At 66.3% G+C, this 15376-nt stretch carries 16 protein-coding genes; 12 read left to right on the forward strand and 4 right to left on the reverse strand.

All coding sequences use genetic code 11. The features are described 5' to 3' along the window. The first annotated feature begins 3 nt into the window (after positions 1–3). From phnD to phnN, 6 genes are all read left to right on the forward strand, one after another. On the forward strand, positions 4–909 hold the full coding sequence (phnD, locus tag L0976_RS14045; protein WP_203315610.1) for a phosphonate ABC transporter substrate-binding protein: 906 nt from the start codon (positions 4–6) through the stop codon (positions 907–909). 73 nt (positions 910–982) lie between these two features. Then, entirely contained in the window at positions 983–1945 is a 963-nt protein-coding gene (gene phnE, locus L0976_RS14050) for a phosphonate ABC transporter, permease protein PhnE (protein WP_234187956.1), read from the forward strand. 9 nt (positions 1946–1954) lie between these two features. After that, positions 1955–3454, forward strand: a complete 1500-nt coding sequence (gene phnE, locus L0976_RS14055; protein ID WP_234187957.1) for a phosphonate ABC transporter, permease protein PhnE — start codon at positions 1955–1957, stop codon at positions 3452–3454. 129 nt (positions 3455–3583) lie between these two features. Next, the gene (locus L0976_RS14060) at positions 3584–4291 is read left to right on the forward strand and encodes a DUF1045 domain-containing protein (RefSeq protein ID WP_234187958.1); all 708 of its coding nucleotides are present in this window, start codon (positions 3584–3586) and stop codon (positions 4289–4291) included. 1 nt (position 4292) lies between these two features. Then, a complete protein-coding gene (locus tag L0976_RS14065) occupies positions 4293–5426 on the forward strand; it encodes an alpha-D-ribose 1-methylphosphonate 5-triphosphate diphosphatase (protein WP_234187959.1) in 1134 nt (377 codons plus the stop codon). Beyond that, entirely contained in the window at positions 5423–6016 is a 594-nt protein-coding gene (gene phnN / locus L0976_RS14070; RefSeq protein ID WP_234187960.1) for a phosphonate metabolism protein/1,5-bisphosphokinase (PRPP-forming) PhnN, read from the forward strand. Before L0976_RS14065 ends, phnN begins: the two co-directional genes overlap by 4 nt. Position 6017: 1 nt before the next feature. Here phnN and L0976_RS14075 read toward each other — a convergent pair whose 3' ends face one another. The 4 genes from L0976_RS14075 to L0976_RS14090 form a co-directional block, all read right to left on the reverse strand. After that, positions 6018–7460 carry a deoxyribodipyrimidine photo-lyase gene (locus L0976_RS14075; RefSeq protein WP_234187961.1) on the reverse strand — a complete coding sequence of 481 codons (1443 nt, stop codon included), beginning with the start codon at positions 7458–7460 and terminating at the stop codon, positions 6018–6020. Between the two features lie 4 nt (positions 7461–7464). Continuing rightward, positions 7465–7830 carry a YbaN family protein gene (locus L0976_RS14080; protein WP_203315617.1) on the reverse strand — a complete coding sequence of 122 codons (366 nt, stop codon included), beginning with the start codon at positions 7828–7830 and terminating at the stop codon, positions 7465–7467. Positions 7831–7970: 140 nt separating this feature from the next. After that, a complete protein-coding gene (locus L0976_RS14085) occupies positions 7971–8240 on the reverse strand; it encodes a DUF2934 domain-containing protein (RefSeq protein ID WP_234187962.1) in 270 nt (89 codons plus the stop codon). A 410-nt stretch (positions 8241–8650) separates the two neighbouring features. After that, positions 8651–8977 carry a hypothetical protein gene (locus tag L0976_RS14090; protein ID WP_234187963.1) on the reverse strand — a complete coding sequence of 109 codons (327 nt, stop codon included), beginning with the start codon at positions 8975–8977 and terminating at the stop codon, positions 8651–8653. 140 nt (positions 8978–9117) lie between these two features. On the opposite strand from L0976_RS14090, the gene L0976_RS14095 reads away from it, so the two are divergent. From L0976_RS14095 to mnhG, 6 genes are read left to right on the forward strand one after another with little or no spacing between them, the layout of a single operon-like run. Continuing rightward, entirely contained in the window at positions 9118–12036 is a 2919-nt protein-coding gene (locus L0976_RS14095; RefSeq protein WP_203315620.1) for a monovalent cation/H+ antiporter subunit A, read from the forward strand. Beyond that, complete coding sequence (locus tag L0976_RS14100; RefSeq protein WP_203315621.1) at positions 12036–12374, forward strand: Na+/H+ antiporter subunit C; 339 nt, start codon at positions 12036–12038, stop codon at positions 12372–12374. Before L0976_RS14095 ends, L0976_RS14100 begins: the two co-directional genes overlap by 1 nt. Continuing rightward, complete coding sequence (locus L0976_RS14105; RefSeq protein ID WP_234187964.1) at positions 12371–14014, forward strand: monovalent cation/H+ antiporter subunit D; 1644 nt, start codon at positions 12371–12373, stop codon at positions 14012–14014. Before L0976_RS14100 ends, L0976_RS14105 begins: the two co-directional genes overlap by 4 nt. A 1-nt stretch (position 14015) precedes the next feature. Next, positions 14016–14492: a Na+/H+ antiporter subunit E gene (locus L0976_RS14110; RefSeq protein ID WP_203315623.1), complete on the forward strand. Its 477-nt coding sequence runs from the start codon at positions 14016–14018 to the stop codon at positions 14490–14492. Next, positions 14489–14770, forward strand: coding sequence for a K+/H+ antiporter subunit F (locus tag L0976_RS14115; RefSeq protein WP_203315624.1), 282 nt, complete (start codon positions 14489–14491; stop codon positions 14768–14770). The genes L0976_RS14110 and L0976_RS14115 overlap by 4 nt, the downstream gene beginning before the upstream one ends. Next, complete coding sequence (mnhG, locus tag L0976_RS14120) at positions 14767–15165, forward strand: monovalent cation/H(+) antiporter subunit G (RefSeq protein WP_233290571.1); 399 nt, start codon at positions 14767–14769, stop codon at positions 15163–15165. Before L0976_RS14115 ends, mnhG begins: the two co-directional genes overlap by 4 nt. Positions 15166–15376 lie beyond the last annotated feature (211 nt).

The raw sequence follows: 15376 nt of genomic DNA on the forward strand, positions 1-15376 counted from the left end.
ACCATGCTGAAGAACGTTCTTCTGGGCGCCGTCGCGCTCATCGCGCTTGCCGGCCATGTCCAGGCCGAAGACCTCAAGGAATTCCGCGTCGGCATCATCGGCGGCGAGAACGAAGCGGACCGCCTGCGCAACTACCAGTGCCTCGGCGACCACCTGAAGACCGAGCTTGGCTTCGAGAAGGTCTCCTTCTTCCCGGCCGCCGACTATGACGGCGTCATCCAGGGCCTGCTCGGCGGCACGCTCGATTATGCCGAACTCGGCGCTTCCGGCTATGCCAAGATCTACCTCGCCAACGCGAACGCCGTCGAGCCGATCCTGACGACCGTCCAGACGGACGGATCGACCGGCTACCACTCGATCATGGTCGCCCGCAAGGATTCCGGCATCACCAAGCTCGAAGACCTCAAGGGCAAGAAGCTCGGCTTTGCCGATCCGGACTCGACCTCGGGCTATCTCGTCCCGCTCGTCACGCTGCCGGAAGCCATCGGCAGCCCGGTCAAGGAATATTTCGCCGAGACCGGCTTCGGCGGCGGCCACGAGAACCTCGTCCTCGAAGTGCTGAAGGGCACCTTCGACGCCGGCACGACCTTCGGCTCCGGCGTCGGCGAGTGGAAGGACGGCTACACTTCCGGCAACCTGCACAAGATGGTCGAGAAGGGCATTCTCGACATGAACGATCTCGTCGAGCTCTGGAAGTCGCCGCTGATCCCGAACGGCCCGATCGTCGTTCGCACCTCCATGGCTGACGAGACGAAGGCGAAGTTCAAGCAGTTCATGCTCGACCTGCCGAAGAAGGACGCCGCCTGCTTCTCCGCCGTCATGGGCGGCGACTACACTTCCTTTACGGAAGTCAATGTCGACTTCTACAAGCCGATCATCGAGGCCCGCAAGGCAACGATCGGCGGCTGATCGCCGGCATGCATCCGGCGCCGGCCGCAACCCGGCCGGCGCCTTCTTCTTTCGAGTTCCGGGCGGACAGACGATGGCCATGCATACGCTCCACGACGGCTTCAGCGAGAAGGGCGCTCTCATCGAGCGGCACTGGCAGGAGCTGGCCGCGCGCCGCCGCCTCCATACCTGGCTCGGCCTTGCGATCCTCGTCGTCGCGCTTTCCGGCTCGCTCTGGTTCGCCAACGAAACGAATGCCGGCAAGTTCCTCGACCGCCTGCCGCACTTCTTCGATTTCGTCGGAGACATGATGCCACGCGACGGGCTGGAGGTTTTCCGCGCGCTGTTCGACCTGCCGTCGCCCTATGACGACGGCAGCTTCAAGTACAATTATCCCGAAGGCCGGCTCTACATCACCCAGAGCCTCTACGTGCCGGAATACTTCCACAAGATGCTGGAGACGCTGAACATTGCGATCTTCTCCACCGTCGTGGGCATGGTCTTCGGTTTCCTGCTCTGCTTCCTCGCGGCGAAGAACCTCGTCGCCAACCGGCTGCTGCGCGGCTTCGTGCGCCGCTTCATGGAAATCCTGCGCGCCTTCCCAGAGGTCGTGCTCGCCGGCTTCTTCCTCGCCATCCTCTCGCTGGGGCCGCTGCCGGCCGTGATTGCCGTGTCGATCCACACGATCGGCGCGCTCGGCAAGCTGTTCTTCGAAGTGGTCGAGAATGCCGACATGAAGGCGGAGGAGGGGCTTCGCGCCGTCGGCGCCAGCTGGGTGGAGCGCGTCTGGTTCGCCATCGTGCCGCAGGTGCTGCCGAACTTCATGAGCTATTTCCTGCTGCGCCTCGAGATCAACGTGCGCGCCTCGACCATCATCGGCGCCGTCGGCGGCGGGGGCATCGGCGAATTGCTGCGCCTTTCCATCGGCCAGGGTCATGCGGCCAAGACGCTCGCCATCGTGCTCCTGCTGCTCGTCACCATCATCGCCGTCGACCAGTTTTCCGCATGGCTGCGCCGCAAGCTCGTCGGCGACCATGCCTTCCGGCCGGCCCAATAGGAGTGTGCCATGACGACCCTCGATGCCGCACGGATGGATGAGATCGCGGCGCGCCATCCGGCCGTCTTCCACCGCTCGTTCTGGCAGCGTTTCCGCGTGCCCGTCATCGCCGGCGGCTTCGTGCTCTATGCGCTCTATTGCTGGTGGTTCTTCGCCATCGGCCACGTGCTCGGCACCGCCAACTGGAGCATCGCCGGCACTTATCTCGCCGACTGGGTCTCCTATGAGGTGCGGCCCGAGGTGACGATCGCCTCAGACGGTGCGATGAAGCTCACCTATCCGCGCTTCTCGCCGCTCGGGCCGGATGCGCAGCCGGACTGGGTGGACATCGAGCGCGGCACGATGACCCGCACCACGCCCGTCGCGGGCTCGGCCTCCACCGCGCAAAAGCCGGCGTCGATGGGCTTCATGGGCAGCGGCGGCGCTGTCGGCGGCCCGTCCTCCGCCGCGACCGAAGCGATCACGACGACGACCCGCGAGGAGGAGGTGGTCACGCGCGCGAAGATCACACTCAATTCCGCGACGAGCGTCGAGGTGGTGCCGCAGCGCGTGACGGTCCGGCATTCCGGCGAGACGCTGGTCGTCGATCTCGACGGCGCGAAGATGACGGTGGATGGCGCGCTGCCGGCCTGGGCGAGGCAGAAGGAACCCGGCGGGAAGATCACGCTTTCCTTCGGCTTTGCCGGCTGGGGCGAGATCGAGGGGGACGACATCAGCGTCCGCAGGCGCTTCCTCGGCTGGGCGAACTTCCTGTTCGACACGAACTCGCCTTTCCACGGCAAGTCCACCTCGGAGGTTTTCTCGTTGATTGCGTCGGGCGACCGGATCGACCCGAAGCAATCGAACCTGTCGCTCGCCTGGAACAACATCCTCTACAATGCCGAATGGCAGCATCTCGATGTCTGGGTCAAGCTGCTCCAGACCATCGTCATGGCTTTCGTCGGCACGCTCTTTGCCATGCTGCTCGCCTTCCCGCTCGCCTTCCTCGCCGCGCGCAACATCACGCGCAGCCGGCTTTCCAACCAGGTGACGAAACGCCTCTTCGATTTCCTGCGCTCGGTCGACATGCTCATCTGGGCGCTGTTCTTCACCCGTGCCTTCGGCCCGGGGCCACTCGCGGGCATGTCGGCGATCTTCTTCACGGATACCGGCACGCTCGGCAAGCTTTATTCGGAAGCGCTGGAGAACATCGACGACAGGCAGCGTGAGGGCGTGAAATCGGTGGGTGCGGCACCGGTTGCCGTGCAGCGCTACGGCGTGCTGCCACAGGTCATGCCGCTCTTTGCCTCCCAGGCACTTTACTTCTGGGAATCGAACACCCGTTCTGCCACGATCATCGGCGCCGTCGGGGCAGGGGGAATCGGCCTCAAGCTCTGGGAGGCGATGCGGACCAATTCGGACTGGGAGAACGTCGCCTATATGGTGCTCTTGATCCTCGTCGTGGTCTTTGTCTTCGACGGCATATCGAACGCGCTGCGCTCGCGCCTGATGGGCGGGCCTGCGCACTAGAGCCGTTCGGCGTGCGGGGTCCGGGAGCCGGAAAACCCGCGTGGCGGCATGATGTTGCCACACGAATCCCGTCATGATCCGGCGCCGCCCCCGGGGGCGGCATCGAGAAACTTTTACAGGAATGAGCCCGTGCGTTACGCCCTCTATTTCACACCGCCCGCAAGCGATCCGCTGACCCTTTCCGCCCAGCGCTGGCTGGGGCGCAATGCGTTCACGGGCGCGGCCCTGGCGCAGCCGGCGATCGCCGGCTTCGATGCGGCGGCGCTGTCCGGGCTGACAGCCGATCCGCGGCGCTACGGCTTCCACGCCACGCTGAAGGCGCCGTTCTGCCTGGCGGAGGGCCGCAGCGAGGCCGAACTTGTCGCCGAGATCGGCCGCTTCGTCTCGCAGGCCGAGCCCTTCGAGATTCCGGAGGTCGTCGTCGGCCGGCTCGGCTCCTTCTTCGCGCTGGTGCCGGGCGATCATTGCAACGAACTTCAGACCTTCGCCGGCGAGGTGGTGCGCCGCTTCGAGCGTTTCCGTGCGCCGCTCACCTCCGCCGACATCGCCCGCCGCAAGCCGGACGAGCTGAATGCCGCCGAGCGGCAGAATCTCGTGCAGTGGGGGTATCCTTACGTCTTCGACGAGTTCCGCTTCCACATGACGCTGACGGGGCGTGTCGCGGCCGAGCGCCGCGATGCCGTCGAGAACGTGCTCCTCGATCATTTCGCCGCGTTCCATGGCCGCCCGCTGCCCGTCGCCGGCCTTGCGCTCTTCCGGGAGCCCGCGCGCGGCGCCGATTTCACCGTCCATTCGCTCTTCCCTCTGGGCGGGGCCGCCAACAGAAAGACCGCCTGACATGACCCGCGAAACCGTTCTTTCCAACGCCCGCATCGTGCTGGAGAACCAGATCCTCCAGGGCACGCTGGTGCTGCGCGATGGCCTCATCGCCGACATTTGCGAAGGTTCCTCCGCCGCCGGCGAGGATATGGAAGGCGACTATCTCCTCCCCGGCCTCGTCGAACTGCACACCGACCATCTCGAAGCCCATTATTCGCCGCGCCCGGGCGTGCGCTGGGGCAAGACGGCGGCGATCCAGTCGCATGACGCGCAGGTCGTCACCTCGGGCATCACCACCGTCTTCGACTGCCTGCGCATGGGCTCGGACGACGACGGCGGCTTCGAGAAGGGCGAGATGCGCGCCATGGCCGATGCCATCGCCGAGGCGCAGGCCGAAGACCGGCTGCGCGCCGAGCATCTCATCCACCTGCGCTGCGAGGTCTCGACAGAAAACGTGCTCGATCACTACGAGGAATTCGAGGACGACCCGCTCGTCCGCCTCGTCTCGCTGATGGACCATGCGCCCGGCCAGCGGCAGTTCCAGACCATGGAGCAGTATGTCCTCTACTACAAGAAGAAGCGCGGCCTCACGGATGCCGAGTTCGCGGTCTTCTGCAAGCGCCAGCAGGACCTTTCCGCCCGCTATGCCAAGCCGCATCGCGACGCCATCGCCGCGGCCTGTTCCGCCCGCAACATCTCGATCGCCAGCCACGACGATGCCACGCTGGACCATGTCGAAGAGGCTATCGGCTACGGCATCCGCCTTGCGGAGTTCCCGACGAGCGTCGAGGCCGCCAGCGCTTCGCACGGCGCGGGCATGAGCGTGCTGATGGGCGCGCCGAACATCGTGCGCGGCAAGTCGCATTCCGGCAATATCGCGGCCCGCGACCTCGCCACCATCGGCGTGCTCGACGTCCTGTCCTCGGACTACGTGCCGTTCAGCCTGATGCACGCGCCCTTCATCCTCGCCGACGAGGGCATGGACCTGCCGAAGGCGATCGCCATGGTTTCGACGACGCCCGCCCGCACCGTCGGCCTCGATGACCGCGGTGCGATCGCCAGCGGGCTGCGCGCCGACCTCGTGCGCGTGCGCCGTCCGTCCGGCGTTCCCGTCGTCCGTTCGGTCTGGCGCCAGGGCAGGCGGGTGGCATGAGCGTGGCCGAAGCTGCCCCAGCGGCGGCCACAGCCGGCACCATGATCGTCGTCGTCGGCCCGAGCGGGGCCGGCAAGGATAGCGTCATGGCCTATGCCGCCCGGCATTTTGCCGGCAATGCGCGTCTTCGCTTCGTGCGGCGGGTGATCACGCGCCCGGCCGATGCCGGCGGGGAAGCGCACGAGGCGATCGACGCCGACGGCTTTTCCCGCCGGAAGGCCGAGGGCGGCTTTGCGGTGTCCTGGGACGCGCACGGCCTTTCCTACGGCATCCCGCGCGAAACGCTGGAGCAGCTCGCAAGCGGCGTGACGATGGTCGCCAATGGCAGCCGTTCCGCCCTGCCGGCCTTCGCGGCGGCCTATCCGCGACTGAAGGTCGTTGTGATCACGGCGCGGCCGGACGTGCTCGCCGCGCGGCTCGCCGCCCGCGGCCGGGAAAGCGCCGAGGCGATTGCGCGGCGTCTGATGCGTGCGGCGCCGGAGATCGTGGTGGCGGCCGATACGATGGTGATCGACAACAGCGGCCCGCTCGAAGAGGCGGGGGATGCCTTCGTTTCCCTCCTCGCCTCGGTACTCGACCGAGACGGCTAGATCAGCCGTTTTTCAGCGACTTGTAGGCGGCCAGCGCGCGCTGGCGCGCCAAGGCGTGATCGACGACAGGCTTCGGATAGGTTTTCCCGAGCGTGACGCCGGCTTCGGCCAGCGCGCTTTCCGGCGCGTCGAAAGGCTTGTGGATCCATTTGGAATCCAGCTTTTCCAGTTCCGGCACGAAGGTGCGGACATAGGCGCCGTCGGGATCGAACTTCTCGCCCTGCAGGATCGGGTTGAAGATGCGGAAGAAGGGCGAGGCGTCCGCGCCCGAGCCGGCCACCCATTGCCAGTTCGCCGGGTTGGACGCCGCATCGGCATCCACCAGCGTGTCGCGGAACCATCTTTCGCCGCGCCGCCAGTCGATCATCAGGTGCTTGATGAGGAAGGAGGCGGTGATCATGCGCACGCGGTTGTGCATCCAGCCGTGTCTCCAGAGCTGCCGCATCCCGGCATCGACGATGGGATAGCCCGTCATGCCCTTTGTCCAGAGCCCGAAATTCCTTTCGCCCGCCGCCCAGGGGAAGTCGTCGAACCGGTCGTTCCAGTTGCGTTCGGCAAGCGCCGGGAAATGGAAATGCAGATGATGGCAGAACTCCCGCCAGGCCAGTTCCTTGCGGAAGCGGATCACATCCTCCTTCGGCGCCTCCAGCCCGCGCGTCGCATGCCAGATGCGGGCAGGGGAGATTTCGCCCATGGCAAGATGCGGTGAAAGGAGGGACGTCGCATCGATGGCGGGATGGTCGCGGTCCCTCGCGTAATCCTCGATGGCACCGCCGACGAAGGCATCGAGCCGCGCGCGCGCCGCGTCCTCCCCCGGCGTCCAGATCTCGCCGAAGGCCGCGGCCCAGTCCGGCTTTTCCGGCAGGAGTGCCCAGTCCGCAAGGGATTCGGATGGCGGAAAAGTCGATGGCGGGAGAAGCTCCTCCGGTGCTTCGACCGGATCGTGCGGCTCCCCTTCGCGCTCCAGCGCCTTCCAGAAGGGCGTATAGACGCGATATGGTTTCTTCTCGCCCGTCAGGAGGCGCACCGGATCGTGGAGCAATTGCCCGGCAAAGCTTCTCGCGGCGATGCCCCGCGCCTTCAGGCGGGCCTTGATATCCGTGTCGATGGAGACGCCGGCCGGATCGTGCCGGCGGTTCCAGTGCACCGTGTCGGCCCCTGTCTCCGCGATCATCCGGTCGAGGACGGCGTGCGCGTCACCGCTGCGCAGCACGAGCGCGGTGCCGAGCCTTTGCAGCCTTCCGGCAAGGGACGCCAGCGAATGATGCAGCCACCAGGCCTGCGCCGCGCCGAGCGGGCCGGTGTCCCTTTCCGCGGGCTCGCGAATATGCAGTGCCAGGACGGGACGTCCCGTTTGCGCGGCTGCGGCCAGGGCGGCGTTGTCGTCGGTGCGCAGATCCTTGCGGAACCAGACGATGACGGGTGCACCGTCCTTTTGCCTCATGCGCTCAGCCTCTCTTCGGCAGGGGACGGGTCAGGATGAAGAGGGTGCTCGCCGACAGGATCAGCCCGACGACGGATGCAAGCAGCAGCGAAGGCTCCGCGCGATACCAGAAGAACCCGTAGCTCGCGGCGATGAGGGAAACGGCGACGAATTTCGCGCGGGCGGAAATCGCCCCCTCGCGCCGCCAGTTGATGAGCGGCGGACCGAGGACAGGGTGCTCCAGCAGCCATTGTTCGAGGCGGGGCGAGGAGCGCGAGAAACACCATACGGCGACGAGCAGGAACGGCGTCGTCGGCAGCAGCGGCAGGAAAACGCCGACGATGCCCAGCGCCGTCATCAGGAGGCCAGCCAGCATGTAGATCGGACGCACAACAACCTCGTCGAGAAAACCCTGTCGCCCGTTCAGATAGAGTGCTTTGCGCCCGCCTCCAAGGGGCCATGACGCCGCGCCCGCGCACGCCGCCGCCCCAGGGGACGGTCGCGAGTGGGTTTTGCGCCTGCTCTTGTCGGTCAGGCCGGCTTGCTGCTCGCCGGTGCCCTTGCGGATTTCGTCTTCCCGGCGGCGGCCGTCTTCTTCGGCTTCGCCTTCCCGGAGATCTCGATCAGCGGTTTCCGCGCCTCGGCGGGCTTTGCCTCTGTGGCAAGAGCCACGCGCTCGAATTCCTCGCGTTCCCGCACGGCCTGTTCCCAATGCTCGGCATCGTGTCCATGCGTCCGGCCGGCCGTCTCCCAGATGGAATAGGCCCGCTTGCTGATCCATTCCCGTCGCGTATCCGTCATCGCTGATCCCCGTTCAAGTGTGAACTGACGCCGTGCCGGCATGTCGCGGACAGAGCCGGACACGGAATTCGCTGGACGGCCGGGACACATCGACCGGCGGATCCAGATAGTCGTTGCACCATGCGCTCCGGGCGAGGTCCTCGGGCGGAGCAGGCCTGCTTCATGCGATTCGCCTGACGAGGATGCGCCCAAAGCGGGAGGGCTTCAAGCCGAGCCGGGTGCGACAAGATCGCCGTTTTTGCGGCTGCGAAGAAAAACCATCCTCCGCCTGCGGCAAACCGGCGGAAATTTTGGAAAAGTTTCATGCTTGCGGGTGGACAGCGCCGATCCGGCCAACGTATTGTCCGGATGAAGGAATCCCCCGGGCGCACGACGATAGTAGAGAGGCAGGACGTTTGGCAGCGGCAAGGCTACAGCATCGACCGGTTCGTCGGGCTTGCCGCCTTTTCTGCACAGCGCTGACCTGTCTTTTGCTGTTGATATCCATGCTCCCGGCCCCCTCGGCCGCCGGTATCGCCTCCAAAGCGCTTCGCTACGCCGCGTTGAAGGTTGCGGATCACGCGCCCGCGCCGGCCGGCAAGGAGTGCCGCAAGCGCGCCGTTGCGGGCAAGATGACGCCGCTCGGCAGCGCCGGCTTCGATCCTGCCTGCCTGCCGGCCGTATCCGCCGCCCGGCGTGGGAAGGCGGGCGCCGACGCCGCCACGGCCCTGCCGCTCGTGCAGGGCGGTGGTCGCCATGAAACGCGCGGGGCCCGTGCCCCTCCGCCGAATTTCGCCTGACGGCCGCCCCGATCGTCCAATCGGTCCGCGGTCTTCCCGATATGGCCGGCCCGCCGGCATGTGAGACGTTCTAAGGCTCGAAAGCGATCGATCAAACGATGACAGGTGAATTGGTTCTGGTCCTGCTGGTCTGCCTTCCCTTTGTGGGAAGCCTTGCCGCGACCATCCTGCTGCGGACGGATTCCCGCGTCCTTGCGGCCCGCATGTCGGGCGCGGTGACGCTGGCATGCCTCGTGGCGACGGCCACGCTCTATCCCGCCGTGCGTGACGGCGGCAAGGTGCGGCTCGATCTCGAATGGCTGCCCCAACTCGGACTGAACTTCACCCTGCGCATGGACGGCTTCGCCTGGCTCTTCGCCATGCTCATCACCGGCATCGGCTGCCTCATCGTGCTCTATGCGCGCTACTACATGTCCGAAGAGGACCCCGTTCCGCGCTTCTTCTCGTTCCTGCTTGCCTTCATGGGCTCGATGCTCGGCATCGTCGTCTCGGGCAACATCATCCTGCTTTCGGTGTTCTGGGAGCTGACGAGCATCTTCTCCTTCCTGCTCATCAGCTACTGGCACCACAATGCCGCGGCGCGCGACGGCGCGCGCATGGCGCTGACGATCACCGGCATCGGCGGCTTCTGCCTGCTGGCCGGCCTCATCGTGCTCGGCCATATCGCCGGCAGCTACGACCTCGACGCGGTGCTGGCGGCCGGCGACAAGATCAAGGCGCATCCGCTCTACCTCACCGCGCTGGTGCTGATCCTCATCGGCGCGCTGACGAAGAGCGCGCAGGTGCCGTTCCATTTCTGGCTGCCGAACGCCATGGCCGCCCCGACGCCGGTGTCCGCCTACCTTCATTCCGCCACCATGGTGAAGGCGGGCGTCTTCCTTTTGGTGCGCCTCTGGCCGGCGCTTTCCGGCACCTATGAATGGTTCATGCTGGTCGGCATCGCCGGCATCAGCACGCTGCTTCTCGGCGCTTATTTCGCCATGTTCCAGCAGGACCTCAAGGGCCTGCTGGCCTATTCGACGATCAGCCACCTCGGCCTCATCACGACCCTGCTCAGCCTCGGCAGCCCGGTCGCGGCGGTCGCGGCGATCTTCCACATGATGAACCACGCCACCTTCAAGGCCTCGCTCTTCATGGCGGCCGGCATCATCGACCACGAGACCGGCACGCGCGACATGCGACGATTGAGCGGGCTGTTCAGATACCTGCCGATCACCGGCACGCTCGCCATGGTGGCGAGCGCCGCCATGGCCGGCGTGCCGCTGCTGAACGGCTTCATCTCCAAGGAGATGTTCTTCGCCGAGGCGGTGGAAACGCACGCCGATTCCGTGCTCGACCGCATCCTGCCCTATGTCGCCACGCTCGCCGGCGCCTTCAGCGTGGCCTATTCGCTCCGCTTCATCCACACGGTCTTCTTCGGCCCCCCGCCGACGGACCTTCCGAAGCCGAAGCCGCACGAGCCGCCGCACTGGATGCGTTTCCCGATCGAGTTCCTCGTGCTGGCCTGCCTCGTCGTCGGTATCGTCCCGAGCCTGTCCATCGGACCGTTCCTGCATTCGGCCGTTCTTTCGGTGCTCGGCGAGCGGACGCCGGAATACAGCCTCGCCGTCTGGCACGGCATCAACACGCCGCTCGTCATGAGCCTGATCGCGCTTGCGGGCGGGGCGGCGCTCTATGTGTTGCTGAAGGACTACCTCGCGAAGTGCGACGATGGTCCGCCACTCTTCCGGCACCTTGCGGGCCAGCGCATCTTCGAGCGCGTGCTGGTCACGGTTTCCTGGAAATGGGCGCGCTGGATGGAAAGCCGCTTCGGCACCCGCAATCTCCAGCCGCAGCTCCGCCTCGTCGCCGCCGCCGGCCTGCTCGCCGGCGTGGTTCCGCTCTACATCGCGGGCTTTTCCCCCAGGCGGCCGTTGCTCGGCGACGTCGATCCGATCTTCGCCGCGGTCTGGTGCGTCGGCGCGTTCTGCGCGCTGGGCGCGGCCTATCAGGCGAAATATCACCGCCTCGCCGCACTCGTTCTCCTCGGCGGCGCCGGCATCACGACCTGCATCACCTTCGTCTGGCTTTCGGCGCCGGATCTCGCCATCACGCAGCTCGTCGTGGAGATCGTCACCACGGTCCTCCTGCTGCTCGGCCTGCGCTGGCTGCCGAAGCGCTGGGAGAAGATCGACAATTCGGTCTCGATCGCCGCGCGCGGCCGGCGTTTCCGCGACTTCCTGCTCGCCGTCTCCTGCGGCTTCGGCATGTTCCTGTTTTCCTACGCCATCATGAACCAGCCGGTGCCGGACGCGATCGCCAGCTACTTCCTCGAAAAGGCCTATACGGAAGGCGGGGGACGCAACGTGGTCAACGTCATCCTCGTCGATTTCCGCGGCTTCGACACGATGGGCGAGATCGCGGTGCTCGCCATCGTGGCGCTCACGGTCTTCGCGCTGCTGCGCCGTTTCCGCCCCGCGGCCGACAGCATCGAGAAGCCGGAGCAGCAGCGCATCCAGGCGGCGTTCGATGCCGAACGTCCCGAGCGCTCGGCCGGCGATACCGTGCGCGACTACATGCTCGTGCCCTCGGTCATCATGCAGTGGATGTTCCCGGTCGTCATCACGTTCGCGATCTACCTCTTCCTGCGCGGGCATGACCTGCCGGGCGGCGGCTTTGCCGGCGGCGTCACCATGGCCATCGCCTTCCTGCTCCAGTATCTTGCGGGCGGCGTTCGCTGGGCCGAGGACCGGATCCGCATCCTGCCGCTGCGCTGGATGGGCTTCGGCCTGCTGATGGCGGCCGCAACGGGCCTGGGTGCCTGGCTCTTCGGCTACCCGTTCCTGACGACCCATTCGCAGTACATAGAGGTGCCGTTCATCGGCAAGGTGCCGGCGGCAAGCGCACTGCTGTTCGACCTCGGCGTCTTCTCGCTCGTCGTCGGCGCGACCGTGCTGATCCTCATCGCGCTCGCCCACCAGTCCGTGCGCATGCACCGGGTCCGCACCGTCGACGCCCCCAAGGCGGAGGAAGCCTGATGGAACTCGTCCTCTCGATCGGCATCGGCATCATGACGGGCTCGGGCGTCTGGCTGCTGCTACGCCCGCGCACCTATCAGGTCATCATCGGCCTCTCGCTGCTTTCCTATGCCGTCAACCTGTTCATCTTCGGCGTCGGCGGCGTGAAGTCCAATGCGGCACCGCTTCTGGAGGAGGGCGTGCCCATCTCGACGATGACGGATCCGGTGCCCCATGCGCTGGTGCTGACCGCCATCGTCATCGGCTTCGCCACGACGGCGCTGTTCCTCGTGGTGCTGCTCGCCGCCCGCGGGCTCACCGGCACCGACCATGTCGACGGCAGGGAGCAGCCGAAATGAGCGGCTGGCAGCAACATCTCATCATCGCGCCGATCCTCATCCCGCTTGTCGCGGGCGCGCTCCTGCTCTTCTTCGACGAGCGCGAGCGCGTCCTGAAGGCGATGATCAGCGTCGTCTCGTGCCTTGCGCTCGCCGCCGTCGCCATCAGCCTCTTCCGCCTTGCGGGCAGCGGCAGCGGCGCCGACAGCTTCGAGGGCGTCTATCTCCTCGGCAACTGGCCGGCGCCGTTCGGCATCGTGCTGGTGGCCGACCGGCTCTCGGCGCTGATGCTCGTGCTCGCCTCGATCCTCGCCATCCCGACGCTGGTCTACGCGCTCGCCCGCTGGCATACGGCGGGCGCGCATTTCCATTCGCTGTTCCAGTTCCTGTTGATGGGCCTCAACGGTGCCTTCCTCACCGGAGACCTGTTCAACCTCTTCGTCTTCTTCGAGGTGATGCTGGCCGCATCCTACGGCCTGCTGATGCACGGTTCCGGCTCCATGCGCGTCAAGGCGGGCATGCACTACATCGCCGTCAACCTTGCCGCCGCGCTCTGCTTCCTCATCGGGGTCAGCGCCATCTACGGCTCGGCGGGAACGCTCAACATGGCGGACCTTGCGTTGCGCATCGGCGAGATCGAGGGCGAGCGGCGCATGCTGCTGGAAGCGGGCGCCGGCATTCTGGGAGTGGTCTTCCTCATCAAGGCCGGCATGTGGCCGCTGAACTTCTGGCTGCCGGGCGCCTACAGCGCCGCGACGGCGCCGGTCGCCGGCATTTTCGCCATCATGAGCAAGGTCGGCATCTACGTCATCCTGCGGCTCTCGCTGCTCGTCTTCGGGCAGGGGGCGTCCGCCGGGCTCGGCCTCAACGTGCTGCTCTACGGCGGCATGGCGACCATCGCCTTCGGCACGATCGGCGTGCTCGCCTCGCAGGCGCTCGGGCGGCTGGCGAGCTATTCCGTGCTCGTCTCCTCCGGCACGCTGCTTGCCGTCCTCGGCCTCAACAACGGCGTGGTGACGGCGGGCGCGCTGTTCTACATGGTCAGCTCCACCCTCACGATCGCCGCCTTCTTCCTTCTCATCGAACTCGTCGAGCGCGGCCAGGATGCCGGCGCGTCGGTTCTCGCGGTGACGATGGAAGCCTACGGCGATGCGGACGAGGAGGAGCAGGAGGTCGAGGTCGGCGTCACCATGCCGGGCACCATCGCCGTGCTCGGCGTCTGCTTCGCCGCCTGCGGCATCCTCCTGTCCGGCCTGCCGCCGCTTTCCGGCTTCGTGGCGAAGTTCGCCATGCTCACCGGCATGATCGGCACGAATGTCGCGGCGCAAGGGCCGATCCCGCCTTCCGCCTGGTGGATCGTCGCCCTGCTGATCCTTTCGGGCCTTGCCGCGCTCATCTCCATGACGCGCGCGGGCATCCGCACCTTCTGGGCGTCGATGGAAGGCACCGTGCCGCGCGTCCTCGTCATGGAGATGGCGCCCGTCATGCTGCTGATCGCGCTGACGCTCGTGCTGACGGTCAAGGCCGGCCCCGTCATGGGCTACATGGAGGAAACCGTCCGCAACCTGCAGCAGCCGGCCGCCTATATCGACGCCGTCATCAATGCCCGCCGCGCCGGCGTCGAGGAGCCGAGCGGACCGGATGGCGGGGGAGGGATCTGACATGCTGCCCTATCCGCTCCTTTCCGCCTCGCTCGTCGTCATGTGGCTGGTCCTCAACGGCTTCACGCTCGGCCACCTCATCCTCGGCTGCATCGTCTCGGTTTTCGCCTCGTGGGGCATGGCGTCGCTGCGCCCGGTCAAGCCGCGACTGTCGAAATGGTATCTGCTGCCCAAGCTCGTCGGCATCGTGCTCTACGACATCGTCCGCTCGAACATCGCGGTCGCCTCGATCATTCTCACCGGCAGAATGCGCAACCACAAGTCGGGCTTCATCACGGTGCCGCTCGAACTCGAAAGCCCGATGGCGCTCGCCGTGCTCGCCATCGTGGTGACGAGCACGCCGGGCACCGCCTGGCTCGAATACAACTCGCTGAACCGGACGGTGCTGATCCATGTGCTCGACCTCATCGACGAGGCGGAATGGCAGGCCCTGATCAAGGGGCGCTACGAAGCGCTCCTGCTGGAGATTTTCGCATGAGCCACACGATCCTCGTCTGGTCCGTCACCTTCGCGCAGGTCTGCCTGGCGCTTGCCATGGCGCTCGCGGCGCTGCGCATGTCGCGCGGCCCGCGCGCGCAGGACCGCGTGCTGGCGCTCGACACGCTCTACGTGAATTCCATGCTGCTCCTGATGGTGTTCGGCATGCGCACCGGCAAGGTCATCTATTTCGAGGCCTCGCTGGTCATCGGCATGCTCGGCTTCGTGGCGACGGTCGCGCTCGCGAAATTCCTGATGCGCGGGGAGGTGATCGAATGAGCACCATAGAACACGCAAGCGACCTGCCGGCCTGGGCCGCGCTCATCGTTTCCTTCTTCCTCGTCGTCGGCGCCGGCCTGGCGCTGACCGGCACGATCGGCTTCCTGCGCCTGCCCAGCTTCTACGAGCGCATCCATGCGCCGACGCTCGGCACGAGCTGGGGCACCGGCGGCATCGTCATGGCGTCCATGATCTTCTTCACCGTGCTGGCGACGCGCCCCGTGGTGCACGAAATCCTCATCGGCATCTTCGTCACGGTCACCACGCCGGTCACGCTCATGCTGCTCGCCCGCGCCGCCCTGCATCGGGATCGGTCCGAGGGCAATCCGGAGGTGCCCGCCGGCGCGCCGGCCGAGCCCGAGACGGCGGAAGGCAGCCCCACCGCGGGAGAATAGCGGCGGCCGCTTCACCCCGCTTCGTTGCATGGCGATCGGGGTGCATATTTTTCGAAGATTTCAAAATGGGCCGGAATGCATGCCATTGCGGCCAAAACCGCCCGCGACGACCTGCCGCAGAGGCTTTCAGACCCCTTTAGATGGGGACAGCGTGCGGCTCGAAGCGGGAATGGTAACAGATTCTGCCCCGCTCCAAAGACATTGTTAACCT

It is taken from the genome of Shinella sp. NM-101 (genome assembly GCF_021401195.1).
Classification (GTDB): Bacteria; Pseudomonadota; Alphaproteobacteria; order Rhizobiales; family Rhizobiaceae; genus Shinella.